The following is a 26688-nucleotide window of genomic DNA, read 5'->3' as shown; positions in this document are numbered from 1 at the left end:
ACCACTTGCCGCGAGGCGAGCATGGCGGGTCGGTGTACTAAACGTCCGAAGGCCCCTCACCACCGGTGAGGGGCCTTCGTCGTGGGCGGGTCAGCCGTGCAGCAGCGCGGGCACGCCGGCCGCGTCCGGCAGGTCGTCAGGACCGGACAGCACGGTCAGCCGCTGGGTCGCCCGGGTGAGCGCCACGTACAGCACCCGCAGGCCGGCCTCCGACTCACCGGCGATGCCGGTCGGGTCGGCGACCACCGTCGCGTCGTACTCCAGGCCCTTGGCCTCCAGGCTGCCCAGCGCCACCACGCGCTCGCCCAGGCCCTCGGCCCAGCCGGCCGCCTCGGCCCGGCGGTCCATCGGCACCACGATCGCCACGGTGCCGTCCACCTCGCCCAGCAGCCGCTCCAGCTCCGCCCGGGCGCCCCGGCCGAAGGCCTCCGGCCCGGGGGCGGTGACCGCCGCGAAGCGCGGCTCGACGCCGACGTGGCGCACCGCGCTCGGCGACGGCGTGCCCGGCGCGGCCAGCGCCAGCACCTTGGCCGCGACCTCGGCGATCTCGGCCGGGTTGCGGTAGTTGACCGTCAGCATGAAGCGGCGGCGCGGCTTGCCGGCCAGCACCTCGTCCATCGCCGCCTGGGCCTCCTGCGGGAACGGCCAGGAGGACTGCGCCGGGTCGCCGACGATGGTCCAGGTGGCCATCCGGGAACGGCGGCCGATCATCCGCCACTGCATCGGGGTGAGGTCCTGGGCCTCGTCCACGATGACGTGCGCGTACTCCGTGCGCTCCACCGGCCGACGGTCCCGCTGACGGGAGTTGCGGTCGGCGAAGGTGGTCACCTCGTCCAGGCCGCTCAGCAGGTCCACCGCGTCCACCTCGCGGACCTTCGGCCGGGCCGGCTCGCCGAGCAGCAGCTGCAGCTCGTCCACCAGCGCCACGTCGTGCGCGGACAGCTCGCCCGCGCCCTCCGGCGACAGGTGGCGCCAGGAGGCGGCCAGCAGCCGCGCCTCGTCCGGGGTCACGGCGCGACGGGCGATCCGGTTGGTGTGCCGCGACTGCTTGAGCGTGCCGAGCACCCGGCGCGGGCTCAGGGGCGGCCACCAGGCGTCCAGGAAGTCCAGGAACGACGACTCGTCCGAGACGTACTCGTCGAAGGACTCCTTCTCCTCCTGGCGCTGCTCCCGGGCGTAGTGGTCGGCGGGCCTGGGCAGGTGCCTGGTGGCCTCCTGCCACAGGGCGTCCAGCAGCAGCCGGCGGGCGCGCGGGCGCAGCAGGTTCAGCGGGGTGCCGCCGGACCCCACCACGTTGCCGCGGACGGCCTTCAGCCGGCCCGCGTCCAGCTTCAGCACCTCGCCGCGGGCGACCACCTTGAGCTCCTGCGGGGCGCCGAGCTCCAGCGCCGCCCGGGCGGCCCGGCGCAGCAGGTGCACCATCCGGGCCGAGCCCTTGACCCGGGCCGCCTCCGGGGTGTCGTAGGTGCCCGCCTCGATGCCGTCCACCAGCGAGCCGATCGCCCGGATGGCGACCTGGCCCTCCTCGCCCAGCGAGGGCAGCACGCCCTCGGTGTACGAGACCAGCAGCGCGGTGGGCGAGACCACCAGGATGCCCCCGGCGTAGCGGCGGCGGTCCTGGTACAGCAGGTAGGCGGCGCGGTGCAGGGCGACGGCGGTCTTGCCGGTGCCGGGGCCGCCGGTGACGAGGGTGGCCCCGGCCGCGGCGGCCCGGATCACCTCGTCCTGCTCCTTCTGGATGGAGGAGACGATGTCGCGCATCGAGTGGCTGCGGGCGCGGCCGAGCGAGGCCATCAGCGCGCCGTCGCCGACCACGGCCAGTTCCTCGCCGCCCAGGGTCGGGGTGAGGTCGGGGCGCAGCAGGTCGTCCTCGACGCCGATCACCCTGCGGCCCTTGGAGCGGATCACCCGGCGCCGGATCACCCGGCCGGGCTCCACCGGGGTGGCGCGGTAGAACGGCGCGGCGGCCGGGGCCCGCCAGTCGATCACCAGCGGGCCGAACTCGGCGTCCAGGACGCCGAGGCGGCCGATGTGGAGGGTCTCGGCGACCGCCGGGTCGGCCGGGTCGAGCGGGGTGTTCGAGGGGATGCCGTGTTCCTCCGGGGCGTCCGCCCGCTGGAGGTCGATCCGGCCGAAGAGGAAGTCCTCGAACTCGTTGTTGAGCCGCTGGAGGTGCGCGCCGGCCCGGTAGACCTGGGCGTCACGCTCGGCGAGGGCGCCGGGGGTACCGACCTGGACCCGCTTGGCGGCGTCCTCCAGGATGTACTCCGCCTCGGCGAGCTTCTCCTCCAGCCGGTGGTAGACGGTGTCGAGGTGCTGCTGCTCACCGGCGATCTCGCGCTCGCGGACGCTCTCGTGATCGGGGGTGGGGGTGGTGTCCGTGTTGCTCTGCATGGCCTCGGGGGTTGCGACGGAATCCGGCTCCGGAAAACGAGCGGACGGATGATCCTACGCCCGGGCGCGCGGCAACGCGGCACCGGGACCGTAACAATTCGAAGGCCGCCCTCCGCATCAGCGGTGGACGGCCTTCGGTGTGAACATGGGGTGGTGGAGATGCCGGGAATCGAACCCGGGTCCAGTGGAGTTAATTCAGGGCTTCTCCGAGCGCAGTCCGCTGCGATTTTCTCGGCCCTGGCGGTCACACGGACAAGCCGCCAACAGGCCCAGCTGCTGTTTGATTTCCCATCCACCCCCGCAGCCCGGGCGGACGGTTGAGTTCCCTAGATTATGCCAGGGTCCGGGTCGGGAACTCCCCGGTCTGACACCCAAGCGCTATCGGTGCTTATTAGGCAGCGAGAGCGAACTGCTGGGAATCGCGCTTAGAGTTGGCGATTATTTTTTTGCGACACGTGGTTAACGAGATCATTGCCGCGTTCCTCGGCTCGCTTCCCCTGTTTCAACATCCCCTGTCGAAACCGATCATCCCCATGTTTTTTTGAGAAACAGCTCGGACGGTGACCGTCCGTGTTGCTGACGCCATAGTACGCGAGGCGACCGGCGAGGGTCCAGCGGATTAACGCTGGCGCCGCCGGGCCGCCGCCACCGCGCGGGCCGTCTCGCGGGTGTCCTGCTTCTCGCGCAGCGTCTGGCGCTTGTCGTACAGCTTCTTGCCGACCGCCAGTGCGAGTTCGAGCTTGACCCGGCCGTCCTTGAAGTACAGGGACAGCGGGATCAGGGTGTGGCCCGCGTCGCGGACCGTGGCCTCGATCTTGCGGATCTCCAGCCGGTGCAGCAGCAGCTTGCGCTTGCGCCGGGCCGCGTGGTTGGTCCACGTCCCCTGGGTGTACTCGGGGATGAAGACGTTGTCGATCCACGCCTCGTGGTTCTGGATGTAGGCGTAGCCGTCGACCAGGTTGGCGCGGCCCTCGCGCAGCGACTTGACCTCCGTCCCGGTGAGGACGAGGCCGCACTCGTAGGTGTCGAGGATCGTGTACTCGTGTCGCGCCTTCTTGTTCTGCGCGATCAGCTTCTGTCCGGTTTCCTTTGCCATAGCGCGGCCATTCTCGCACTTCGACGCCGGGTCGGGCAGCTGCTTTAGGCGCGGGCCGTCAGGACCGGGTGCCCAGCCCGGCGAGCACCCGCAGGGCGAGCGCGTCGGCGTCCTCGGCGGCCGCGGCCGGGACGTCCGGGGTCAGCCCGGTGCCGTCCGGGGAGCGCCCGGCCGGGGTGTAGTAGCGCCCGACGGTCAGCTCCAGCACCGCCCCGTCGGCGAGCCTGCTGGGCTGCTGGACGGTGCCCTTGCCGAAGGTCCGGGAGCCCACCACGACGGCGCGGCTGCGGTCCTGCAGGGCCCCGGCGAGCAGTTCCGCGGCGCTCATCGTGCCGCCGTCCACCAGCACCACCAGCGGGGTGCGCGGGTCGCCGCCGGGCGGGGCGGTCAACTCCCGCGTCTCGCCGCGCTCCTGGTACGAGCCGACGGATCCGCCGTCCAGGAAGCTCCCGGCGGTGCCGACCGCCTCGTCCAGCAACCCGCCGGAGTTGCCGCGCAGATCGAGCACCACACCGGTGTGCGGGGCGCGCAGCGCGGCCCGCACCTGGTCGGCCACGCCGCTGGTGAAGGCCCGGACGGTGATCCGCAGCACACCCTTGCCCAGGTGCTCCGCGGTGACCTGCCGGCTGTCCAGCAGCACCCGGCGCAGCGGCAGTTCGCGCACCGGTCCGTCGCCGCGCCGCACGGCCAGGGTGACCTCGGAGCCGGGCCGGCGCTCGTCGCCCTGCCCGCGCAGCCGGGCCACCACCTCGGTGACCGGCAGCCGGTCGGCCTGGTCCCCGTCGATCGCCAGCAGCCGGTCGCCGGGGGCGATCCCGGCCTCGGCGGCCGGTCCGGCCGGGGTGACCTCGGAGACCGCGGTGACGCCGTCCTCGCCGCGGCCGACCGACAGGCCGACCCCGGAGTAGCGGCCGTCCAGGCCCTGGCTGAACTCGGCGTACTCCTGGGCGCTGTAGTACGCGCCCCAGCGGTCGCCGCCAACCGCGAGCAGGTGCTCGGCCTGCTGCTCGGACAGCGCGGCGCCGGCCGGGTCCGTCGGGAGCCGGGCGGCGGCCGGGGCCAGGTCGGCGGGGGCGCGGCGCGGCGGGTCGCCCGGCTCGCCCCAGGCACCGGTCGCGGCGCCGGTCAGCAGCACGGCGCCGAACACCAGGCTGAGGGCGGCCACCTGACGTGCCCTGCGCGGAGTTTGCAGCATGGCAACGGAGTGTAGACACCGCACCGCGCGCGGCGGGCCGGAACGAGGAGCGCGGAACGCCGACGGCCCCGTACGGCGCAGTGCCGTACGGGGCCGAAGCAACCTGCGGGGATCAGACCTTGAGGTACTTGCGCAGCGTGAAGAACGCCGCGATGCCGGCCATCCCCATGCCGACCACGACCAGCAGCGGGATCACCGCCAGCACCGAGCTGAGGCCGATGAAGTGGATGAACTGCACCCGGTCGGCCAGCCAGTTCTGGACGAAGAAGTGCCCGCCGACCAGCAGGCCGGAGGCCAGCGCCGCACCGAGCAGCGCGGAGAACGCGGCCTCGGCGATGAACGGCATCTGGACGTAGAAGTTCGACGCGCCGACCAGGCGCATGATGCCGGTCTCGCGCCGCCTGCTGTACGCCGACACCCGGACGGTGTTGACGATCAGCAGCAACGCGACGAACAGCATCAACACCATGATCACGAACGCCGCCGTCTGCAGGCCGTTGAGCAGGCCGAACAGGTTCTCCAGGATCTTCCGTTGGTCCTCGACCGACTTGACGCCGGGCTTGCCCGCGAAGGCGCTCTGGATGACGTCGTACTTGGTCGGGTCGTTGAGCTTCACCCGCCAGGACTGCGGCATGGCGTCCGGGCCCAGGACGGAGATGAGCGGGTTGTCCGGGTTCATCTCCTTCCAGTGCTTGTACGCCTCGGCGGAGCTCTCGTAGGTGGACGACTGGACCACCGAACTCATCTTGTCCAGCTGGTCCTTGATGTCCTGGACCTGCTGGTCGGTGGCCGCGCCCTTGTCGCACTGCGGCGAGTTGCGGGCATCCGCCTTCGTACAGAAGTAGATGCTCACCTCGACCTTGTCGTACCAGTACCCCTTCATGGAGTTCACCTGGTCGCGGACCAGGAGCGAGGAACCGGCGAGGGCGAGGGAGAGCGCGACGCTGACCACGACCGCGATGGTCATGGTCAGGTTGCGTCGGAGACCCACACCGATCTCCGACAGGACGAACTGGGCACGCATGCGGGAAACAACTCCAGGGTCGGTACTGCGTGGTCTGGCGGTCCGGGCCGGCGGCCCTACGGATCAGCGCCGATCGGTCAGTGCTGGTACCCGTAGACGCCGCGGGCCTGGTCGCGGACCAGCAACCCCTTGTCGAGTTCGATGACCCGCTTGCGCATCTGGTCGACGATGGCCTGGTCGTGGGTGGCCATCAGCACCGTGGTGCCGGTGCGGTTGATGCGGTCGAGCAGCTTCATGATGCCGACCGAGTTCTGCGGGTCGAGGTTACCGGTGGGCTCGTCCGCGATGAGCAGCATCGGACGGTTCACGAACGCACGGGCGATCGCGACGCGCTGCTGCTCACCACCGGACAGCTCGCCGGGCATCCGGTCCTCCTTGCCGCCGAGGCCGACCAGCTCCAGCACCTCGGGCACCACCTTGTTGATGGCGCTCTTGGGCTTGCCGATCACCTCCAGCGCGAAGGCGACGTTCTGCGCGACCGTCTTGTTCGGCAGCAGGCGGAAGTCCTGGAAGACGGTGCCCAGCTGGCGGCGCATGTGCGGCACCTTCCAGTTGGACAGCTTGCCGAGGTCCTTGCCCAGGACGTGCACCGCACCGGTGCTGGGGCGTTCCTCGCGCAGGCACAGGCGCAGGAAGGTGGACTTCCCCGAGCCGGACGAGCCGACCAGGAAGACGAACTCACCCTTCTCGATCTCCAGCGAGACGTTGTCCAGGGCGGGACGGTTCTGCTTGGGATAGGTCTTGGAGACGTTGTCGAATCTGATCACGGCTGCATCACGGAGGCCATCCTAGGCGGCGCCAGTCCTCGGTCGGTCCGCCCCGGAGGCCCGGTCCTGGGGCGGGCGAAGGGAGCGCGAAGGGCCGCTCCCGGCTTGGGACCATACGCGAACCGGCGGTCCGCCCGCAGGGACAGCCCAGGACGGAAACCTGAATCTGGGGGAGAATGTCCGGTTGTGCCCCGATAATTGCGAGCCATCTCACAGCCCGGGAGCCGGAACCGCCAGAACCTGGCAGAGTGGAGTTGGCGACCGGGTCCGGTCGCTCCCCCGTACAGGGCAGAACCAGGAACCAAAGCACCGTCCGGCGCGTTGGCTGTAGCAGCGAGGAGGAGATCGCATGACGTGCGACCATCTGGTGTGCGCCAACTGCAACGGCCGCGTCAGCGACGGGCGTTGCCCGGTGTGCCGCGCCAACCGGGCCCGGCTGCAGGAGCAGCAGGGGCCGTTCGCCGCGCTCTCCCCCGCACTGCTGCTGGCCCTGCTGGCCGGGCTGCTCGTGGTGGCGCTGATCGCGCGGCAGGCACTGGGCTGAGCCCCCGAGGTACGACGAAGGCCCCCGACCGCTGCGGTCGGGGGCCTTCTCCGTGTCCGGGTGCTTACTCGGCGCCGGTCTCGCGCTGCTTGCGCCAGCGGATGCCGGCCTCGATGAAGCCGTCGATGTCGCCGTCCAGGACGGCCTGCGGGTTGCCCGCCTCGTACGCGGTGCGCACGTCCTTGACCATCTGGTACGGGTGCAGCACGTAGGAGCGCATCTGGTTGCCCCAGGAGCTGCCGCTGTCCTTGAGCGCGTCCATCGCCGCCTTCTCCTCCTGGCGGCGCCGCTCCAGCAGCTTGGCCTGGAGGACGTTCATCGCGGACGCCTTGTTCTGGATCTGCGAACGCTCGTTCTGGCAGGAGACCACGATGCCGGTCGGGATGTGGGTGATGCGCACCGCCGAGTCGGTGGTGTTGACGCCCTGGCCGCCGGGGCCGGAGGCGCGGTAGACGTCGATCCGCAGCTCGCCCTCGTCGATGTCGACGTGGTCGGACTGCTCGACGACCGGGAGCACCTCGACGCCGGCGAAGGAGGTCTGCCGGCGGCCCTGGTTGTCGAACGGCGAGATGCGGACCAGGCGGTGGGTGCCCTGCTCGACCGAGAGGGTGCCGTAGGCGTACGGCGCCTTCACGGTGAAGGTCGCGGACTTGATGCCGGCCTCTTCGGCGTACGAGGTGTCGTACACCTCGGTCGGGTACCCGTGCCGCTCGGCCCAGCGCAGGTACATGCGCATCAGCTGCTCGGCGAAGTCGGCGGCGTCCACGCCACCGGCCTCGGCACGGATGTTGATCAGCGCCTCGCGGGCGTCGTACTCGCCGGAGAGGAGGGTGCGGACCTCCAGCTCCTCGACCGCCTTCTGCAGCGAGACCAGCTCGGCCTCGGCCTCGGCGCGGGTGTCCGCGTCGTCCTCGGCCTCGGCGAGCTCGAACAGCACGCCCAGGTCGTCGAGGCGGCCGCGCAGGCCCTCGACGCGGCGCAGTTCGCCCTGGAGGAAGGAGAGCCGGCTGGTCACCTTCTGCGCGTTCGCGAGGTCGTCCCACAGGGTGGGGGCGGCTGCCTCCTCCTCCAGGACCGCGATGTCGGCCCGGATCTTGTCCAGGTTGAGGACGGCCTCGATCGACCCCATGGTCGTATCGAGGTTCTTGAGCTCTTCGGAAGGATCGACGGCTGCCACGCCCCCAGGGTAATGGTTCCGGGGGTGGTCATGACGACACCCCCGGTTCCCCGGTCCGGAAGACCGGCGCTACGGGGCCCGCGGGGCGGTGCCGTGCACGGTCGGGCGGGCCGGGTGGCCGCCGTCCGGCCGGGTGGCCGCGAAGGCCGTCCAGGCCGCGGCGGCGCCCGCCAGCAGCAGCACGGTGGCCAGCAGCACGGCCAGCATCCGGCGGCGGCGCAGCAGGGCCGCGCGGTCCCGGCGGTGGCCCGGGGCGGTGCGCTGGGCGCGCGACTCGGCGGCGTACGCGGCCAGTTCGTCGGCCGAGGGGCGGCGCAGGCTGGTGTGGGTGTCCCGGGTGGAGTCCGGTGCGACGCCGGGCACCAGCGGGACGGCCGGGCCGCGGCGACGCTTGTGGACGCCCGGGCCGGCGTCCACCTCGGCGTAGACGGCCTCACCGGGGGTCAGCTGCTCCTCGGCCGGGGCGCGGCCCTGGGAGGGCACGGCCAGCACCGGCAGGCCGGCCAGCGAGGGCAGCTGCTCGCGCAGCCGGGAGGCCAGCTCGGCGGCGCGCAGCCGGGAGGCGGGGGCCTTGGCCAGGCACTCGGAGATGATCCGCCACAGCCCGTCCGGCAGGCCGGGGATCGGCGGCACCTGCTCGGTGACGTGCCGGCGCAGCACCGCGCCGGTGTGGCCGCCGCCGAACGGGGTGGAGCCGGCCAGCAGCTCGTACAGCACGGTGGCGAGGGCGTAGATGTCGACGGCGGCGCGCGGCTCCAGGCCCTCGATGATCTCGGGGGCGAGGTAGTCGGGGGTGCCGATGATCCGGGTGGCCCGGGTCCGGCGCGGGGCGTCGACCAGGCGGGCCACGCCGAAGTCGGTGAGCTTGGCGCGCGGGGCGCCGCCGGGGCCGGGGGCGGCGGCGAGGTCGAGCAGCACGTTCTCCGGCTTGACGTCGCGGTGGACGATCCCGGCGGCGTGCGCGGCCGCGAGGCCGTCGGCGACGTCGGCGATGATCGAGGCGGCGGCCTGCGGCGGGAGGGCGCCGTCCCGCTCCAGCCGGGAGCGCAGGTCGGTGCCCTGGACCAGCTCCATCACCAGGGCGAGGTCGCTGCCGTCCACGACCATGTCGCGCACGCCGACCACCCGGGGGTGGTCGAGGCTGGTCAGCGCGGTGCGTTCCTGGACGAACCGGCCGACCAGCACCTGGTCGGCGGCGAGGTCCTCGCGCAGCAGCTTGACCGCGACCGGGCCGTCGGGGCCCTCACCGAGCCAGACCGTACCGGCCGAACCCCGGCCGATGACCTGGTGGACGGTGTACCGGCTGCCGATCTTGCGTGCCAATGCTGCTCCGTGGGCGGCGCGGGAGCGCTCCGGGGGTCCGGGCGCGCTCGGTGGGGCGGGACAACAGCGACCAACCTACGCGCCCGGACGCCCTGTGCGGGCCGCCTGAGGGCCGTGGAGCGGGACTCGGGGCCGAGAAATCTCGTGAATTGTCGACAAAGCGTCAATCCTGGCTTCCGGAGCGGGGTCGGACCCCGGGTCAGCCGCCCCGCGCCCCTGGTCCGGCCCCGCCCCCCGTTCCCGCGCTACTGGCCGGAACTGCCGAAGACGCTGGTCACCCAGTCGCGCGCGGTGTCGAACCAGCCCACCACGTTGTCCCAGTAGTGCGGCAGCGAGGTGAAGTGCCACAGCGCGAACCCGGCCACCACCAGCACCAGCACCACCATCAGACAGCCCTTGAGGCAGCCCAGCCCCGGGATGTACATCCGGTTGCGGCTGCGCGGGCGCCGCTCGCGCGGCGGGGCGCTCTCCCGGCGGGGCTGCTCGCGCGGCTCCTCCCGGGGCGGCCGGGGCTCCCGGTGCTGCGGCGCGGGCGGCTCGGCCCGGCGCGGCACCGGGGTGGGCGCGGGCGGCGGCGGGTAGCCGCCCTGCGACTGGCCGTACCCGGCCGGGGCCTGCCGGTAGCCGCCCTGCGGCTGCGGACGGCCGTCGGGTCCGGCGCCCTGGCCGGGCCGACCGCCGCGGCCGCCCTGGTTGCCCTGGGGCCCCTGGTTGCCCTGGCTGACCTGGTAGGGCGGCGGGGCGACCGGCGGGCGCTGGGCGTAGCCGGGCGGCGGGCCCTGGCGGCGCTGGTCCTGGCGGTAGCCGGCCGGCGGCTGCGGCTGGTGGCCCGGGCCGCCCTGGTACGGCTGGCCACCCTGGCCCCCCTGACCGGCCTGGTAGGGCGGCGGGGCGACCTGCGGGTCCTCGAAGTCCTCCGGACCGAAGTAGCCGACCTGGGTCTGCTGGTTGCGGTCGCGCGCCGCCCGCAGCTGGGTCTGCCACGGGTGCGGCGCCTCCTCCTGCGGCGGCGCCGGCGGCCCGGCGGGCGGGGGCGGCGGCACGGCGGCGGGGGGCATCACCTGGGTGCGGTCCTGGGTGCCGTACGGGGGCGCGGGCGGCGGCTGGGTGCCCATCACCCGGGTCGCCGCGGCCGGGTCGTACTGCGCGGCGGCCGGGGGCAGCACCTGGGTGCGGTCCTCGGCGCCGCCCGGGGCACCCGGTCCGCCGGGGACGCCCTGTCCGGTGCCGGGGACGGTGGTCGGCTGGGGGTCCGGCAGCAGCAGGGCAGCGACCGCCAGCGCCTCGTCCACCGCCGCCGGGGAGGCGTGCACCCCGACCCCGGCCGCGACCACCCGCAGCGCCCGGGCCAGCGCGGTGGCGCTCGGCCGCTGCGCCGGGTCCTTGCGCAGGCAGCGCTCGATCACCGTCCAGAGCGGCTCGGGCATGGTGCTGGGGCGCTGCGGCTCCTGGGCCAGGTGGGCGTGGAGCAGGGCGATGGCGCTGTCGCCCTGGAACGGCTGACGGCCGGTGACCAGCTCGTACAGCATGATCCCGGCGCCGTAGACGTCCACCGCGGAGGTCTGCGGGCGGCCCTCGGCGGACTCCGGCGCGACGTACGCGGGGGTGCCGACGAACTCGTGGGTGCGGGTGACGCCCGGGGAGTCGGCCAGCCGGGCGATGCCGAAGTCGGTCAGCATCGGGTGCATCTGCTCGGTGCCCTGCACGACGAGGGAGGCGAGCAGCACGTTGGCCGGCTTGAGGTCGCGGTGCACGATCCCGTCCGCGTGGCTGGCCGCCAGCGCGTCCGCGACCTGGGCCATCAGCAGGGCGCCGGCGATCGGGCTGAACGGGCCGTTGGCGCGCAGGTAGCGGGCCAGGTCGGGGCCCTCCACCAGGTCCATCACCAGCGCCAGCAGCTCGCCCTCGACGACCAGGTCGCGGACCCGGACGATGTTCGGGTGGCTCAGCCGCAGCAGCAGCGAGCGCTCGCGCAGGAAGCGCATCACGACGTCCGGATCGGCCGCCAGTTCCTCGCGCAGCACCTTGATCGCCACCTGCTGCCCGGGCTCGCTGCCCGGCACCTGGACGTCCTGGCGCACCAGGCCGCGCCAGACCGTCCCGGTGGCACCCCGCCCCAGGGTCTCCTCAAGCAGATACTTGCTGCCGACTGGCCGCACCTGTCGCACTCCTCGCCGTGCCGCCCGCGCGGGGCGCTCCCCCGCCGGTGTGCGGTGAGCCTGCCGGGCCCGTGTTCGGGCAACTCTAACGGTGTCCGTACTGGTTTTTGGGGTGACCGGCAGGCCATCCGAGCAGGGTTGGGGGACATCCCCTAGGGGACCGCCCGGAGGCGGTCGCCGGGCCCCTGCGCGGGGTCGGCGGGGCGGCGGTTGACCTGACCCTCCGTCGCCTCCACCATGGCGATGATCGCAAGATCGTCAAATCCGGTACGGTGCGCGGACCGTCCACGCCGGATGGCAGGATGGACACTCGCCACTCGTGTGGCCCAAAGGGCCGCCGCGACCGCCCCGCGCGACCGCGACGAACCCGGCAGCGGTACCAGGCATCACACCAGCAGAAGGGACCCGCGGGCGAGATGCAGATCCGGCTGACCGTCCTCCGACCGCGCAGCGGCCCGACCGCCGCCGGCTCCGCCATCCCCTACGTGGACGTGCTGGTCACCGCGCCCGTCGGCACCGCGCTCGGCGCCATCGCGGGCGCGCTCGCCGGCGCCGTGGGCGTGCGCGGGCCGCGGGCCGCCACCCATGTGCACCTGTACGCCGGGGCGCACCGGGTCAACGAGCACACCCTGCTCGGCCACCCCCCGCTCCTCGACGGCGCCGTCCTCAGCCTCAACGAGCCCGACCCGACCGCCGACGACCCCGACGACACCCCCGCCGCGGCCGAACTGCGGGTGGTCGGCGGCCCCGACGCCGGCGGCGTGCACCGGCTGCACGGCCGGGAGATCCGGATCGGCCGCTCCGGCGAGGCCGACGTCCCGCTCGACGACCCGGACGTCTCCCGACTGCACCTCGCCCTGCACCTCGGCGAGGACGGCCGGGTCACCGTCCGCGACCTCGGCTCCACCAACGGAACCACCCTGGACGGCCGGATCGTCCCGCCGCTGCCGCCCGAGGCCGCCGTCCCGCTGGACAACGGCGCCCTGCTGCGGATCGGCGAGTCGACCCTCCAGGTCCTCGAACCGCTCGGCGAAGCCGCCCGGGCCGCCCTGCCCGACGGCAACGGCCACCTCCAGCTCGCCGCCCCCGGCCCGGTCCGGCCCGCGCCGCCGGTGATCGAACCGCCCGCCGCCCCCGAACCCGCCCAGGGCCGCGGCCGCGGCCTGTTCTCGCTGCTGCCCGGCCGCGCCGCCGAACCGCCCGGCCAGGAGAGCGCCGAGCGCCACCACGCCGCGGTCCGGCTGCGCCAGGCCGCCGCCCAGCGCGACCGCTGGCCCGACCTCGCCACCGTGCTGCTCAACGCCGTCGGCCCCGGCCCCCGGCTGTGGGAGCGCGGCCCCGGCCACCCCGACGCGCTCACCCTGCGGCTGGGCACCGCCGACCGCCCCGGCGGCCCCGGCACCACCCCCGGCACCATGCTGCCCGCCGTCCCGGTCACCCTCGACCTGCAGACCGCCGGCAGCCTCGGCCTCAGCGGCCCGCGCGAACGCCTCGACGCGCTCACCCGCGCCGTCGTCGCCCAGCTCGCCGCGCTCCACCCGCCGACCGGGCTGAGCCTGGTCGTGGTCGACGCCGACCCGGCCCGCAGTCCCGAGGAGCGGGTCGACACCTGGGCCTGGGCACTCTGGCTCCCCCACCTGCGGCCCGCGGACGGCCAGGACTGCCGGCTGCTGGTCGGCCTCGACGAGGACCAGGCCACCGCCCGGCTCACCGAGCTCACCGCCCGGCTCAGCGCCCCGACCGGCCTCGGCGGCCACCCCGCCACCGTCGTCGTGGTGGACGGCCGCCCGACCGGCGAGACCGGCCGGCACGCGCTCGACCTGCTGCTGCGCCAGGGCCCGGCGGTCGGCATCTTCCCGATCTGCCTCGCCGAACAGCCCGAACTGCTCCCCCGCGGCCTCGGCGCCACCGCCCTGATCACCGGCGAGGTCGGCACCCAGCTCTCGCTGGACCGCCCGGTCGCCCGCGGCCGGGAGACCCTGCACGAGGTCTCGCTGGACGCCGTCTCGGACGCCTGGGCCGAACGGCTGGCCCGGGTCCTCGCCCCGCTGCGCGAGGCCGCCCCGGCCTCCCGCGGCCCGCTGCCGGACGCACTGCGCCTGCTCGACCTGCTCCAGCTCGACACCGTCACCCCGGCCAAGCTCTCCGCCCGCTGGGCCGCCCACGCCGGCGGCATCGGCGCCGCCACCGCGCTGCTCGGCACCACCCGGGACGAGCTGTGCACCCTCGACCTGGCCGACCCCGAGCTCACCCTGCCCTCCCCCGACCCGGGCGGCCCGCACCTGCTGATCGGCGGCGCCCGCGGCTCCGGCAAGACCGAGCTGCTGCGCACCCTGGTCGCCTCGCTGGCCGTCTCGGAGCGGCCCGAGCGCCTCGCCGTCACCATCATCGAGGGCCGGGCCCCCGGGGACGGCCAGGACGGCCTGGACGGCTGCACCGAGCTGCCGCACGTCACCGGCCGGGTGAACGCCGTCGCCGACCCGCGCGCGGCGCTCCTCGCGGCCGAGGCGCTGGAGGACGAACTCGCCCTGCGGGAGCGGCTGTTCGACGGGCTGGACTTCGCCTCCTGGCATGCCGCCCGCATCTTGGACGGACACAGCCTGGACGGACACAGCTTGGACGGGCACGGTCTGGACGGGCACGGCGGCCTGACCGCCGATCACCCCCAGGTGCCGGTCACCGTGGGCGCCGCCTCGGGCCCGACCGCCCGCATCATCGCGCCGCGCGGCTCCTCCGACTCCCGCCCGGCCGCCACCCCCGCCTCCCCCACCGACCCGGCCCCGGCCCGACTGGTCGTCGTCGTCGACGACTTCGACGCCCTGCTCTCCCCCACCTCCCCGGTCGGCCGCCCGCTGGCCCGCGCGCTCGCCGCCGTCGCCCGGCGCGGCGGCCCGCTCGGCATCCACCTCGCGGTCGCCACCGGCCGCCCGGAGGAGAGCGCCGGCACCGAGGTGGACGAGGCCGCCCTGGTGCGGATCGCGCTGCGCACCGAGGACCCGGCCGACTCCGACCTGCTGATCCACCTCGGCGACGCGGCCGCCCTCCCCGAGGACACCCCGGGCCGCGGCTACCTGCGCCGCCCCGACGGCGGCGTCACCGCCTTCCAGACCGCCCGGATCAGCGGCCGGATCCCCCGCACCGCCACCCTGCGCCCCACCGTGGTCGCGATAGACCCGCTCCAGCTCGGCGCCCCGCCCGCCCGCCGCCCGGTCCGCGAACTCGGCAACGGCCCCACCGACCTCGCCCTGCTGGCCAGCGCCCTCCAGCGCGCCGCCGCGCGCTGAGCCCCGCCGGACGGCTCCCGTGGGGCAGCGATGCGGAATCCGGCCGCCATGAGGAACAGAAGCTCGGAAACACGGTGCCGGTCTTCGAGATGATCTCGAAGACCGGCACGCGGCAAGGCCGAAACGATGCGACCGGCGAGGACCGAGAACCGCCGCCACTCCCAGCGGTGTCGCCCGTGCCCGCGCGGCTCTGCGCGGGCACGGGTCACTCGTCACGGCCCAGCAGCGGACAACAGGCGGACCGTCAGACGCACTTGATGTCGCGGTTGACCACGGCCATCCCGGCGACCTTGCCGCCGTCCACGGTGAACTCCCACTTCCAGCCCTGCTGGCCCTCGACCGGCAGCTCGTACTTGCCGCTCTTGGCCAGCTGGAGGCCCTTGGCGCCGTACGCCGCCTGGAGGGCGTCCAGGGTGGAGCCGGCACCGATGCCCTCGGCGGTCCTCGCCTCGGCCGGGGCGACCAGCTCGCGCAGGCCGGTGGCGGCGAAAGAGGCCCGCCCGGTGGCCAGGAACGCCTTGTCCCTGGCCTCGCGGGCGACCCACATGTCCGCGATGGACTGGGTGGCGTCGGCCATCAACTTGGCGCCGGCGGCCGAGTCGTTGGCGGCGGCGGCCGAACCCGCGGCGGCCGCGGCGGCGTCCTTGGCGGAGGCGCCGGGCGGCAGGGTGCCCGCCGGGGCGGGCGCCTTGCCCTGCGCCGCGTCGGCCTTGGCGTTGAGGTCCTTGTAGCGGGCCTCGGTGGCCGCCTCGGCGTCCATCCGGGTCTTGTCGGGCGCCGGACCGCCCTTGTAGACGAGGTCCGTGCAGCCGTCGAGCAGTGAGACGGGTGCCGCCTCCAGGGCGCCGCCGGCCAGGGCCGCGTCCTTGGTGACGCCCGGCTTGAGGCCGCGGTAGCCGGCCGCCGCGAAGGCCTCCGGCCCCTTGGACGTCGGCGCGGCCGACGCCGTGGCGGTGGAGTCCGCCTTCGCCGTGTCCTTCTTGTCGTCGTTGCCGCAGGCCGCCGCTCCGGCGACCAGCAGCACCACCGAGACGCCCACGCCCACCGCGCGGATCCGTCCCCGGTTCTTCCCCATGTCGTTCCCCCCAGAAAAAGGTCGTTCGTGGATCACCGTACCGAAGGTACGCCCACGATCGACAACCGGTTTCCGGGCCCCGCACGGGCACGCGGAAGGGCCCGCGCCCCGAGGGGACGCGGGCCCTTCCGGACAGCCGTCCGTCAGCCCATCGAGCCGGTGCGCAGCAGGGTGCGGATGACCCGCATCGCGACCGAGAGGCTGGACAGCTCGTAGTTGTCCGAACCCCTTATGTCGTCGAGGGTGGCCTTGGCGCGGTTCAGCAGGGTGGAGTTGAGCTCCGCCCAGGCGCTGTAGCGCTCCTCGGGCGTGGCGCCCTCGGGGCCGCAGGCCAGGATGTCGGCGGTCAGCGCCGCGTGCGCCGCGAAGAGGTCCTCGCGGATCGCGGCCCGGGCCATCGACGACCAGCGGTCGGTGCGGGGCAGGGCGATGATGCGGTCGAGCAGGTGCGAGATCTGCAGGCGGTCGCCCAGGTCGTAGTACAGCTCGGCGACCTCGGCGACGTCCTTGCCGGAGCGGTCCGCCACGCCGGTGATGTCCAGGGTCGGGAAGACCGAGGAGAGACCGGCGATCCGGGTGGCCAGCTCCTCCGGCACGCCGGCCGCGGCCAGCTCGCCGTAGACGGAGTCGAACCAGGCCAGGTCCTCGCCGCGGAGCGGCTTGGGCAGCGAGCCCCAGACCTGCTTGACCCGGTCGTGGAAGAACTCGATGGTGCCGGCGATGTCGAGCGGCTGGCGGCGGTTGTTGAGCATCCACCGGGTGGCGCGCTCGACCAGACGGCGCGAGTGCAGCCGCATCTTGGTCTGGATCCGGGCCGGGGCCTTGTTATCGAGGCCCTCGATCTCGGCCCAGATCTCCTCCAGGCCGAAGACGGCCCGCGCGGCGGTGTGCGTCCGGGCGATCTCCTCGTAGGTCGCGCCGGTCTCCTCCTTCAGACGGAAGGCGAAGGTGCAGCCACCGCGGTTGATCGTGTCGTTGACGATCAGCGTGGTGATGATCTCGCGGCGCAGCGCGTGGTTGTCGATCGCGTCGGCGAACCGGGCCCGCAGCGCGCTGGGGAAGTAGTCGTGCAGCGCGGTGCGGAAGTACGGGTCGTCCGGCAGGTCGGTGGCCAGCAGCTCCTCGGCCAGGATGATCTTGGTGTACGCGAGCAGGACGGACATCTCCGGCTGCGACAGGCCGCGGCCGTTCTGCTGGCGCTCCCGGATCTGGCGCTCGGCGGGCAGGAACTCCAGCCCGCGGTCGAGCTGGCCGGCCGCCTCGAAGCGGTTGATCATCCGGGCGTGGACGTTGACCATGCTGTGCGCCTGGGCGACGGCGTTGGCCAGCACCACGTTCTGCGCGTAGTTGTTGCGCAGCACCAGGTGGCCGACCTCGTCGGTCATCTCGGCGAGCAGCGTGTTGCGCTGCTTGACCGTCATGTCGCCGTCGGCGACGACCTGGTTGAGCAGGATCTTGATGTTGACCTCGTGGTCCGAGGTGTCCACACCGGCCGAGTTGTCGATGGCGTCGGTGTTGATCCAGCCGCCGGTGGCCTCGGGGCCGCCGGTGGCCGCGTACTCGATCCGGCCGAGCTGGGTGCAACCGAGGTTGCCGCCCTCGCCGATGACCCGGGCCCGGACCTGCTCGCCGTTGACCCGGATGGCGTCGTTGGCCTTGTCGCCGACCTCGGCGTTGGTCTCGGTGGAGGCCTTGACGTAGGTGCCGATGCCGCCGTTCCAGAACAGGTCGACCGGCGCCTGGAGGATCGCCTTCATCAGCTCGGCCGGGGTCAGGCGGGTCTCCTGGATGCCCAGGACGGCCCGGACCTGCGCGCTGACCTGGATCGACTTGGCGCTGCGCGGGAAGACCCCGCCGCCGGTCGAGATCAGCGACTTGTCGTAGTCGTCCCAGGAGCTGCGCGGCAGGTCGAACAGCCGACGGCGCTCGGCGTAGGAGACGGCCGCGTCCGGGTTCGGGTCCAGGAAGATGTGGCGGTGGTCGAAGGCCGCGACCAGCCGGATGTGCTCGCTGAGCAGCATGCCGTTGCCGAAGACGTCGCCGGACATGTCGCCGATGCCGATGACGGTGAAGTCCTCGGCCTGGGTGTCGACACCGAGCTCGCGGAAGTTGCGCTTGACCGACTCCCAGGCACCGCGGGCGGTGATGCCCATGCCCTTGTGGTCGTAGCCGGCCGAGCCGCCGGAGGCGAAGGCGTCGCCCAGCCAGAAGCCGTACGACTCCGCGACGCCGTTGGCGATGTCGGAGAAGGTCGCGGTGCCCTTGTCGGCGGCGACGACCAGGTAGGTGTCGTCCTCGTCGTGGCGGACCACGTCGGCCGGGTGGACGACCTCGCCGGCCACCAGGTTGTCGGTGATGTCGAGCAGCGCCGAGATGAAGGTCTTGTAGGACGAGATGCCCTCGGCCAGCCAGGCGTCGCGGTCCACCGACGGGTCCGGCAGCTGCTTGGCGACGAAGCCGCCCTTGGCGCCGACCGGGACGATGACGGTGTTCTTGACCATCTGGGCCTTGACCAGGCCGAGGATCTCGGTCCGGAAGTCCTCGCGCCGGTCGGACCAGCGCAGACCGCCGCGGGCGACCTTGCCGAAGCGCAGGTGCACGCCCTCGACCTGGGGCGAGTAGACCCAGATCTCGAACGCCGGGCGCGGGGCCGGCAGGTCCGGGATGGCCTTCGGGTCGAACTTCATCGACACGTAGGAGTGCCACGCGCCGGAGCCGTCGTGCTGGAAGAAGTTGGTCCGCAGGGTGGCCTTGATGAGGTTCAGGAAGGAGCGCAGGATGCGGTCCTCGTCCAGCGAGACGACCTCGTCGAGCGCGCCGGCCAGCTCCTCCAGGATGCCCTCGGTCAGCTCGGCGGCGCCCAGCTGGTGGCTCGGGCTCAGCCGGGCCTCGAACAGGTTGACCAGCAGCCGGGTGGTGTGGGTGTTGTTGCGGAGCGCGTCCTCCATGTAGTCCTGGGAGAACGTCGAGCCCGCCTGGCGCAGGTACTTGGCGTACGCGCGCAGCACCGTCGCCTGGCGCCAGTTCAGCCCGGCGGTGAGGACCAGCTCGTTGAAGCCGTCGTTCTCGGCCTTGCCGGTCCAGGTGGCGGCGAAGGTCTCCTGGAAGCGCTCGCGGGCCTCCTCGGTGAGCTCGGTGGCCTCGCGCAGCTTCAGGCCGAAGTCGTACACCCACGCGGTGGTGCCGTCGGAGCGGCGCAGCGCGTACGGGTGCTCGTCCAGCACCTCGACGCCCAGGCGCTGCAGCACCGGGAGGACCTCGGTGAGCGAGATCGGGCCGCCGACCCGGTAGATCTTGAAGCGGCGCTCGTCGTCGCCCGCGCCGACCGGCTGGTACAGGTTCAGGCGGAAGTCGCCCTCGCCGTGCAGCGACTCGATCTGCTTGATGTCCGAGACGGCGGTGCGCGGCGGGAAGTCGGCGCGGTAGCCGTCCGGGAAGGCGTTGGCGTACTTGTGGCCGAGCTCGGCGGCCTTCTCCTCGCCCAGCTCGGTGTGCAGCTGGTCGTGGAAGCCGTCCATCCAGAACCGGGCGGCCTCGGCCAGCCGGTTCTCGATCCGCTCGATGTCGGAGTCGCTGAGCCGGGGCAGCTCGGTGCCCGGGGCGACCCGGACCACGAAGTGCAGGCGGGTCAGCACCGACTCGGTGGCGTACACCGTGTAGTCGATGGTGGCGCCGTTCAGCTCTTCCTTGAGGATGTCGGTGAGCAGCAGCCGGATGCGCGTGGTGTAGCGGTCGCGCGGCAGGTAGATGAAGGCGGAGAAGTAGCGCCCGTACTCGTCCTGGCGCAGGAAGAGGCGCAGCTTACGGCGCTCCTGCAGGTAGAGCACGCTGGTGGCGATGGAGAGCAGCTCGTCGGCCGAGGTCTGGAAGATCTCGTCGCGCGGGAAGGTCTCCATGATCTGCAGCAGGTCGCGGCCGTCGTGGCTCTCGCTGGAGAAGCCGGAGCCCTCCAGCACCTCCTGGACCTTGCGGCGCACGACCGGGATGCGGGTGACCGACTCGGTGTAGGCGGCGGAGGAGAACAGGCCGAGGAAGCGGCGCTCGCCGGTGGGCTCGCCGGCGGCGTTGAACTTCTTGACGCCGACGTAGTCCAGGTAGGCCGGGCGGTGCACGGTGGAGCGGCTGTTGGCCTTGGTCAGGACGAGCAGCTTCTTCTCGTGCGCCTTGGCGCGGACCGGCGCGGAGAGCCGGCCGAAGGCCTCGGAGACCGAGTGGTGGCGGTCGTCGTGGCTGTGCGGGTCGGAGCGCAGGATGCCCAGGCCGGTCCCGGCGACGGCCTTGAGGACCTCCTCGCCCTCGTGCTCGACCAGGTCGTACTCGCGGTAGCCGAGGAAGGTGAAGTGGTCGTCGGCCAGCCAGCGCATCAGCTCCCAGGCCTCGCCGACCTCCTGCTCGGGCAGCTCGGCCGGGGGCTCCTCGGCCAGCTCGTCGGCCAGGCGCAGCGCGCTGTCGCGCATCTTGGACCAGTCCTCGACGACCTCGCGGACGTCGCCGAGCACCCGGCGCAGGTTGGTCTCGATGGTGCGCAGGTCGTCGCGGTCGGTCTCGCGATCGATCTCGATGTGCATCCACGACTCGACGGTCGCGTCGGCGGGCCACTCGGTGCCGGCCGCCTGGCTGCGGGAGCAGGCGTCGACGTCCAGGATCTCCAGCAGCTTGCCGGTGATGTCGCGGCGGACGACCAGCTGGGGGTGGACGACCAGGTGGATCGCGCGGTCCTGGCGGGAGAGCTCGTTGGTGACCGAGTCCACCAGGAAGGGCATGTCGTCGGTGACGACCTCGACCACGGTGTGGCCGCAGGACCAGCCGTTCTCCTCGACCGAGGGGGTGTGGACCCGCACCTCGGCGGTGCCCTGGGGGCGCTTGAGGCCCAGGCGGTAGTGCGAGGCGGCCGCGCCGTACACGTCGACCGGGTCGAGGTCGACCAGGTCCTCGGGCGCGGTGTGGAGGTAGTAGTGGTGCAGGTACGCGGTCAGAGCGCCGTTGCTCAGACCCTCCCCCGGCGCCGCTCCCCCCACCTGGCTGTTCTCAGCGGCTGCGGCTGCCTTCTTGAGCAGTTCGGCCTTGGCTGCGTCCAGCTTGGTCTGCATGACTTCTTGGCTCCTGTCGCGCGCCGTTGCGTGACTCGGTGGTGTGTGGATGTACACCGACGGGTCGCTCGCAATCCTGCCGCACCGTCCGACTGAAAGGGGCTCATGGCACGCATGAAACGTCCTCCCAGCGGGTAGGACGACACGTTCGTCCTGCAAGCCACCCGACGACGCCAGCCAGCCTAACCGGATCAATCGAAGGTGCACAGGGACAGGGAGGCGCAAACCCGCAGGATGTCGGGTCCGTCCTGGACACCATGTCCAAACCGGAAGGCCGTGTTCGCTTTCAGCCCATGTGCGGGTATCCGTACCGGGTCGGTGGGACGAAGGTCTCCTTGATCGCCCGGGCCGAGGTCCAGCGCAGCAGGTTCTGGGCGGCGCCCGCCTTGTCGTTGGTCCCGGAGGCCCGGGAACCGCCGAAGGGCTGCTGGCCGACGACGGCGCCGGTGGGCTTGTCGTTGATGTAGAAGTTCCCGGCGGCGAAGCGCAGTTCCTCCACGGCCTGGGCGATGGCGTAGCGGTCCTGGGCGATCACCGCGCCGGTCAGGCCGTACGGGGCGCCCCCGTCGACCCGGCCGAGCACGTCGTCCCAGCGGGAGTCCTCGTAGACGTGGATCGCCAGGATCGGGCCGAAGTACTCGGTGCGGAAGATCTCGCCCCGGTGGTCGGAGGAGACCAGGACGGTCGGCCGGACGAACCAGCCGATCGCGTCGTCGTACTGGCCGCCGGCCACCAGCTCGACGGTCGGGTCGGCCTTGGCCCGCTCGATGGCGTTGCGGTTCTTCTCGAAGGCGCGCCGGTCGATCAGGGCGCCCATGAAGTTCGACAGGTCGGTGACGTCCCCCACCGTCAGGGCGTCCACCTCGGCCAGGAAGTCGTCCTTGATCCGCAGCCACAGGCTGCGCGGCAGGTAGGCGCGGGAGAGCGCCGAGCACTTCTGGCCCTGGTACTCGAAGGCGCCGCGGATCATCGCGGTCCTCAGGATGTCCGGGTCGGCCGAACGGTGGGCCAGCAGGAAGTCCTTGCCGCCGGTCTCGCCGACGATCCTCGGGTAGGTGCGGTAGCCGCCGATGTTGGCGCCGATCGTCTGCCAGAGCGACTGGAAGGTCGCGGTGGAGCCGGTGAAGTGCAGTCCGGCCAGCGCCGGGTCGGCCAGCGCCACCGGGGAGACCTGCAGACCGTCGCCGGTGACCAGGTTGATCACCCCGGGCGGCAGCCCGGCCGCCTCCAGCAGCCGCATCAGGTGGTACGCGGCCAGGGTCTGGGTCGGCGCCGGCTTCCAGACCACGGTGTTGCCCATCAGCGCGGGGGCGGTGGGCAGGTTCCCGGCGATCGCGGTGAAGTTGAACGGGGTGATCGCGTAGACGAAACCTTCCAGCGGGCGGTGGTCGACCCGGTTCCACACCCCCGGGGAGGAGATCGGCTGCTCCGCCAGGACCTGTCGGGCGAACCCGACGTTGAACCGCCAGAAGTCGATCAGCTCGCAGGCCGAGTCGATCTCGGCCTGCTGCGCGGTCTTGGACTGACCGAGCATCGTCGCCGCGTTGAGCGTCTCCCGCCAGGGGCCGGCCAGCAGGTCGGCGGCGCGCAGGAAGACCGCCGCCCGGTCGTCGAAGGAGAGCGAGCGCCACTGCCGCCCGGCCGCCAGCGCCGCGTCCACCGCCGCCCGGGCGTCCTCCCGGGTGGCGTTGCCGAGCACGCCCAGCTTGGCGGCGTGGTGGTGCGGCTGGACGACGTCGATCCGCTCGCCGCCGCCGAAGCGCTGCTCGCCGCCGATGGTCATCGGCAGCGGGATCTGCTCGGCCGCCAGCTCGTCCAGCCGCCGAACCAGCCGGTCCCGCTCCGGGCTGCCGGGCGCGTACGACCGCACCGGCTCGTTGACCGGGGTCGGCACCTCGGTGACTGCGTCGATGGGCATGGCGGCTCCGTCCTGGCGGCGGCGGGGGTCGGGCGGGAGATGTCGGGCTGGGGTTCGGGCTGGGGTTCGACTCCCAGCCTGACCAGCACCGGACGGATCCGCCCGTCCAGACACGCCAACGGCGGACGTGGCGCCCGCCACGTCCGCCGTCACGACCGTACGGATCGGCCCGGTCCGAGGCCCGACCCGGCCCGGCCCCAGGCCCGGCCCCGCTTGGGGCTCAGCCCGTCAGCCGCCCCGCCAGTTCGACCGCCTCGGCCAGGCTGTCCACCACCGGGACGCCGACCGGCTCCAGCTTCTCCCGGGTGTGCGAACCACCGGTGTACAGCACCGCGTGGGCGCCCGCGTGCAGCGCCGCCAGGGCGTCGTCCGCGGCGTCGCCGATCAGCACCGTCCGGGCCGGGTCGACCCGCTCGCCGAGCTCGGCCAGGTGCCTGGTCAGCTGCTCCGCCTTCTGGCCGCCGGAGGGGCCGCTGCGGCCGTCCACCCGCAGGAAGCTGCCGGTCAGGCCGAAGGAGTCGACCAGCGGCACCAGCTTGTCGTGCATGTACATCGACAGCAGCGACTGGCTGTGCCCGGCCGCCTGCCAGCCGGCCAGCAGCTCGGGCACGCCCTCGGTCAGGCCGCAGGCCGGGCTGAGCTCGCGGTAGCGGTCCTGGAAGGCGTCGTCCAGCGCCAGCCACTCCTGCTGGGAGGGCATCCGGCCGAGCAGCCGCTGGTAGAAGCGGGGGATCGGGATCTCGTACTGCTCGCGGTACTGCTGCAGGGTCATCGGCTCGACCCCGATGGTCGCGAAGGCGGCGTTGCTCGCGCCGAGGACGGCGTCCATGTCGTGGAAGAGCGTGCCGTTCCAGTCCCAAACGATGTGAGTGCGCACGGGGTCAAACGCTAACCCGAACGGCCGATCCGCCGGTAGGACGATGCTCACGCTCCGCCCGGCCCCCGCGGTCCGCACGAGCCCCGCGGGGCCGTCCGGAGTCGTCCGGAGCCGCTCAGCCGAGCAGTCCGGGGATCTCCTGGGTCGCGTACCAGAGCAGGTCGTGGTCCTCCGCGCCGTCCACGGTGAACTGGGCGTCCTGGTCGCCCGCGTCGGCCGCGGCCACCGCCGCCACCGCCGCCGTGACGTCCTCGACCACCTCGTCGTCGGCCACGTCGGCGTGCACCGCGGCGGCCTTGGCCAGCTTCACCGGGCCGGCCAGCACCACCCGGCCCAGCGAGGCCTGGTCCTGGTACTCGTCACCGGGGAAGGGCCGCACCGCCGAGTCGGCCACGTCCAGCGCCACCACGACGCGCCGGCGCGGGGCGTCCGGGTCGGCCGCCAGCAGCCGCAGCGAGGACTGCGCGGCGCGGTTCAGGGCCGCGTACTCCAGCTCCTCCAGGTCGTCGCTGACGTACCACTCGCGCAGCGCGGGCGTCACGGCGTACGCCGCGGACTGCTCCAGGGCGCCGCCCTCGTGCGCCGCCGCCAGGCCGGTCAGGGTGGTGGGCACGTACACGCGCATCGGTGGCACTCTCCGGTTCGTCCAGCGGGGGTTCGTCCGACCGGCCCGCAACAGCACAGCGTCCGGCGGCACAGCATCCAGCGCCCCCAAGAATAAGCTCCGCCGGACCGCCCGTGATCACCCCGGGCCCGGGCCGCGCCCGGCGCCCAGCGCCTCCCAGCCGGACCGCAGGCCGCACTCCAGCGCCTCGCCGCGGCGGGCCGGATCCATCGGGTTCGGGCCCATCACCGCAAGGTCGGCCGGCGTCGGCGCGAGCAGCCGTACCCGGACGCCCTCGGCCCGCAGCAGCGCCGCCTCGCGCAGCAGCTGCCGGGTCACCGCGCGGCGGTAGCGGCCGACCAGCTGGGCCAGCACGCCGTGCGGGCGGTCCCGGGCCCGCCACTCGCGCAGCGCGGCCAGGCCGCCGCGGCCGGAGCGCCCGGCCCTCGGGCCCAGCCGTACGGCCATCGGGGCGAGCACGTACACCTCGTCCAGGCCCCGGCCGAGCAGCAGGTCGGCGTTGGTCGCCGACCAGCAGCCGCCGTCCACGAACGCCGAACCGTCCAGGCGCACCGGGGCGAACCAGCCCGGGATGGCGCAGGAGGCCATCACGGCCGCGGCGACCGGGACGGCCGGGGCGGCCGGGTCGCCGAAGACCACCCGGTGACCGCTGCGGTAGTCCACCGCGGCCACCCGCAGCGGCGCGGCGGCCGCGCTCGGCGCCACCGCGCCGGGGAGCGCCCGGGCCGCCCGTACCGCCGGGTCCGGGTCCTGGTCCTGGTCCGGCCAGCCGCCCGGGCCGAGCAGCCCGCGCACCAGCTCGCCGATCGGGGCCAACGAGCCGCGGCCGTGCGGCGCCACCGCCGAGACCATGGTCAGCAGCGGGTACTCGCGCGGGTGCCGGACGGCGTCCCGCAGCAGGTCCGGCGAACCGATCCCGACCCCCGGGCGGGGCGGCAGCGCGCCGCCCAGCACCGTGTCGTAGTCGAAGGCCACCCCGGCCAGCGGGCCCTCGGTGATCGGCAGGCCGCGCTGGTGGTCGCGCAGCTGCTCGGGGCGCACGCCCCCGGCCAGCAGCGCGGCCAGGATCGCGCCCGCGGAGGTGCCGAGCAGGACGTCCGCCCCGCCCGGCGGGTGCCCGGCGGCCTCCTCGACGGCGCACAGCGCGCCGACCGTCCAGGCCGCGCCGAGCATCCCGCCGCCGCCCAGCACCAGCCCGCGCCGGGGTGCGCCCCCGGCGGTCGCGCTCGGTGCCGCCGCCCGTGTGGTCGTTCCGACTGTCGTCATCCCGGCCGCCCGTCATCGTCCGGTTCGGGTCCGGCTCCGATGGTGCGCGCGGACGCCCGGACGGTGCAACGGGAGCCCGGGGCGGGACCACCCGGTCCGCCGTACCCGGGCGTCCCCTTTCGGGCCGTACGGGCCGTTCCTGCACGTCAACCCGGCGCCCGCGACGCCGGCCCCGGGCCCGGCACCGCACTGGCCGACTCACCCGGATAGGTGAACTTCGGGCGGGGTTCCAGGGGCCCCGGAAAGGCGTTGCCGCCCGATGATCACCGCCACCAGCCTGGACCCGTCCGTACCCGCACCGCCCTTGCCGGGAGGCACCGTGACCGTCCGCCCCACCGCCCAGCTCGCCGCCCGTCCGCACCGCCGGGTGCGCGCCTCCGGAAGCTGCGACCCGGCCGGGCGCCACCCGCGCCACCCGCGCGCCGCCTGCGCCGCCAGGTCCACCGGCGCCGCCGCCACCGGGCCCGCCCCGCACGACGCCCGGGCCCTCGCCGCCCGGTTCGCCCACCAGCTGGTCGAGGTGCTCACCGGCGCCCGGCCCTCCGGCCAGCTGATGCGGCACACCAGCCTGGACGGCTACGGACAGCTCGCCGCGCTGGTCCGGGCCGGTGCGCTGCGCCGCGGCGGCCCCGCCGACCGCCCCCGGCTCGGCCCGGTGCACGACCGGTCGCCCTCGCCCGACGCCGTCGAGGCCTGCGTCCGGGTCGACCTCGGCCGCCGGCACCACATGGTGGCCTTCCGGCTGGAACAGCGCGGCCCGGGCGGCCAGTGGCGGTGCACCGCCGTGGAGGCCCGATGACCACCACGGCGCACGGGACGGCGCAGGGCGCCGCCCCGGTACGGGAACGGCGCCCTGCGTGGCGTCCTGCGGCCG

17 protein-coding genes and 1 other RNA gene are annotated in these 26688 nt (G+C 73.6%); 3 read left to right on the top strand and 15 right to left on the bottom strand.

What is annotated here, in order from left to right; all coding sequences use genetic code 11:
* Positions 1-90: 90 nt before the first annotated feature.
* From ACIP4P_RS43165 to ftsE, 6 genes are all read right to left on the bottom strand, one after another.
* A complete protein-coding gene (locus ACIP4P_RS43165) occupies positions 91-2394 on the bottom strand; it encodes a HelD family protein (RefSeq protein ID WP_400929371.1) in 2304 nt (767 codons plus the stop codon).
* A 151-nt stretch (positions 2395-2545) separates the two neighbouring features.
* Positions 2546-2927: a transfer-messenger RNA gene (gene ssrA, locus ACIP4P_RS43160) on the bottom strand.
* Between the two features lie 86 nt (positions 2928-3013).
* Positions 3014-3490 carry an SsrA-binding protein SmpB gene (gene smpB, locus ACIP4P_RS43155; protein WP_350514902.1) on the bottom strand — a complete coding sequence of 159 codons (477 nt, stop codon included), beginning with the start codon at positions 3488-3490 and terminating at the stop codon, positions 3014-3016.
* Between the two features lie 58 nt (positions 3491-3548).
* On the bottom strand, positions 3549-4685 hold the full coding sequence (locus ACIP4P_RS43150; protein ID WP_400929366.1) for a S41 family peptidase: 1137 nt from the start codon (positions 4683-4685) through the stop codon (positions 3549-3551).
* 112 nt (positions 4686-4797) lie between these two features.
* Positions 4798-5709: a permease-like cell division protein FtsX gene (gene ftsX / locus ACIP4P_RS43145; protein ID WP_350514904.1), complete on the bottom strand. Its 912-nt coding sequence runs from the start codon at positions 5707-5709 to the stop codon at positions 4798-4800.
* Between the two features lie 77 nt (positions 5710-5786).
* Positions 5787-6476: a cell division ATP-binding protein FtsE gene (ftsE, locus tag ACIP4P_RS43140; RefSeq protein WP_030059730.1), complete on the bottom strand. Its 690-nt coding sequence runs from the start codon at positions 6474-6476 to the stop codon at positions 5787-5789.
* A gap of 349 nt (positions 6477-6825) precedes the next feature.
* On the opposite strand from ftsE, the gene ACIP4P_RS43135 reads away from it, so the two are divergent.
* Positions 6826-7020: a hypothetical protein gene (locus ACIP4P_RS43135; RefSeq protein WP_400929362.1), complete on the top strand. Its 195-nt coding sequence runs from the start codon at positions 6826-6828 to the stop codon at positions 7018-7020.
* Positions 7021-7084: 64 nt separating this feature from the next.
* Here the strand turns inward: ACIP4P_RS43135 and prfB are convergent, their stop codons facing one another.
* The 3 genes from prfB to ACIP4P_RS43120 all read right to left on the bottom strand — a co-directional run bounded on the left by prfB (position 7085) and on the right by ACIP4P_RS43120 (position 11679).
* The gene (gene prfB / locus ACIP4P_RS43130; RefSeq protein WP_400929360.1) at positions 7085-8197 is read right to left on the bottom strand and encodes a peptide chain release factor 2; all 1113 of its coding nucleotides are present in this window, start codon (positions 8195-8197) and stop codon (positions 7085-7087) included.
* A gap of 69 nt (positions 8198-8266) precedes the next feature.
* Positions 8267-9520, bottom strand: a complete 1254-nt coding sequence (locus ACIP4P_RS43125) for a serine/threonine-protein kinase (RefSeq protein ID WP_350514907.1) — start codon at positions 9518-9520, stop codon at positions 8267-8269.
* Between the two features lie 245 nt (positions 9521-9765).
* A complete protein-coding gene (locus ACIP4P_RS43120; RefSeq protein ID WP_400929357.1) occupies positions 9766-11679 on the bottom strand; it encodes a protein kinase in 1914 nt (637 codons plus the stop codon).
* A gap of 416 nt (positions 11680-12095) precedes the next feature.
* Between ACIP4P_RS43120 and ACIP4P_RS43115 the strand changes: the two genes are divergently transcribed.
* Positions 12096-14963: an FHA domain-containing protein gene (locus ACIP4P_RS43115; RefSeq protein ID WP_400929354.1), complete on the top strand. Its 2868-nt coding sequence runs from the start codon at positions 12096-12098 to the stop codon at positions 14961-14963.
* 244 nt (positions 14964-15207) lie between these two features.
* Here the strand turns inward: ACIP4P_RS43115 and ACIP4P_RS43110 are convergent, their stop codons facing one another.
* From ACIP4P_RS43110 to ACIP4P_RS43085, 6 genes are all read right to left on the bottom strand, one after another.
* Entirely contained in the window at positions 15208-16038 is an 831-nt protein-coding gene (locus tag ACIP4P_RS43110) for a hypothetical protein (protein WP_400929351.1), read from the bottom strand.
* Between the two features lie 143 nt (positions 16039-16181).
* Positions 16182-21128, bottom strand: coding sequence for an NAD-glutamate dehydrogenase (locus ACIP4P_RS43105; RefSeq protein WP_400929348.1), 4947 nt, complete (start codon positions 21126-21128; stop codon positions 16182-16184).
* A 286-nt stretch (positions 21129-21414) separates the two neighbouring features.
* On the bottom strand, positions 21415-23040 hold the full coding sequence (gene pruA / locus ACIP4P_RS43100) for an L-glutamate gamma-semialdehyde dehydrogenase (RefSeq protein ID WP_400929399.1): 1626 nt from the start codon (positions 23038-23040) through the stop codon (positions 21415-21417).
* Positions 23041-23266: 226 nt separating this feature from the next.
* Complete coding sequence (locus ACIP4P_RS43095) at positions 23267-23923, bottom strand: HAD hydrolase-like protein (protein WP_350514912.1); 657 nt, start codon at positions 23921-23923, stop codon at positions 23267-23269.
* A 115-nt stretch (positions 23924-24038) separates the two neighbouring features.
* Entirely contained in the window at positions 24039-24548 is a 510-nt protein-coding gene (locus ACIP4P_RS43090; protein WP_350514913.1) for a DUF6912 family protein, read from the bottom strand.
* A gap of 117 nt (positions 24549-24665) precedes the next feature.
* On the bottom strand, positions 24666-25814 hold the full coding sequence (locus tag ACIP4P_RS43085; RefSeq protein WP_400929345.1) for a patatin-like phospholipase family protein: 1149 nt from the start codon (positions 25812-25814) through the stop codon (positions 24666-24668).
* A gap of 259 nt (positions 25815-26073) precedes the next feature.
* On the opposite strand from ACIP4P_RS43085, the gene ACIP4P_RS43080 reads away from it, so the two are divergent.
* Positions 26074-26613, top strand: coding sequence for an Rv3235 family protein (locus ACIP4P_RS43080; protein ID WP_400929342.1), 540 nt, complete (start codon positions 26074-26076; stop codon positions 26611-26613).
* The last annotated feature ends 75 nt before the right edge of the window (positions 26614-26688 follow it).

It is taken from the genome of Kitasatospora sp. NPDC089509, assembly GCF_044749365.1.
GTDB lineage: Bacteria > Actinomycetota > Actinomycetes > Streptomycetales > Streptomycetaceae > Kitasatospora.
Note: the sequence above shows the minus strand (reverse complement) of the source record. Positions and strands in the feature narration are given on the sequence as shown.

Bases quoted from the DNA above. Each gene is read 5' to 3' on its own strand.
- ACIP4P_RS43165 (WP_400929371.1), bottom strand. From the start codon at position 2,394: ATGCAGAGCAACACGGACACCACCCCCACCCCCGATCACGAGAGCGTC.
- smpB (WP_350514902.1), bottom strand. From the start codon at position 3,490: ATGGCAAAGGAAACCGGACAGAAGCTGATCGCGCAGAACAAGAAGGCG.
- ACIP4P_RS43150 (WP_400929366.1), bottom strand. From the start codon at position 4,685: ATGCTGCAAACTCCGCGCAGGGCACGTCAGGTGGCCGCCCTCAGCCTG.
- ftsX (WP_350514904.1), bottom strand. From the start codon at position 5,709: ATGCGTGCCCAGTTCGTCCTGTCGGAGATCGGTGTGGGTCTCCGACGC.
- ACIP4P_RS43085 (WP_400929345.1), bottom strand. From the start codon at position 25,814: ATGACGACAGTCGGAACGACCACACGGGCGGCGGCACCGAGCGCGACC.
- ACIP4P_RS43110 (WP_400929351.1), bottom strand. From the start codon at position 16,038: ATGGGGAAGAACCGGGGACGGATCCGCGCGGTGGGCGTGGGCGTCTCG.
- ACIP4P_RS43080 (WP_400929342.1), top strand. From the start codon at position 26,074: ATGATCACCGCCACCAGCCTGGACCCGTCCGTACCCGCACCGCCCTTG.
- ACIP4P_RS43135 (WP_400929362.1), top strand. From the start codon at position 6,826: ATGACGTGCGACCATCTGGTGTGCGCCAACTGCAACGGCCGCGTCAGC.
- ACIP4P_RS43090 (WP_350514913.1), bottom strand. From the start codon at position 24,548: ATGCGCGTGTACGTGCCCACCACCCTGACCGGCCTGGCGGCGGCGCAC.
- ACIP4P_RS43115 (WP_400929354.1), top strand. From the start codon at position 12,096: ATGCAGATCCGGCTGACCGTCCTCCGACCGCGCAGCGGCCCGACCGCC.
- ACIP4P_RS43105 (WP_400929348.1), bottom strand. From the start codon at position 21,128: ATGCAGACCAAGCTGGACGCAGCCAAGGCCGAACTGCTCAAGAAGGCA.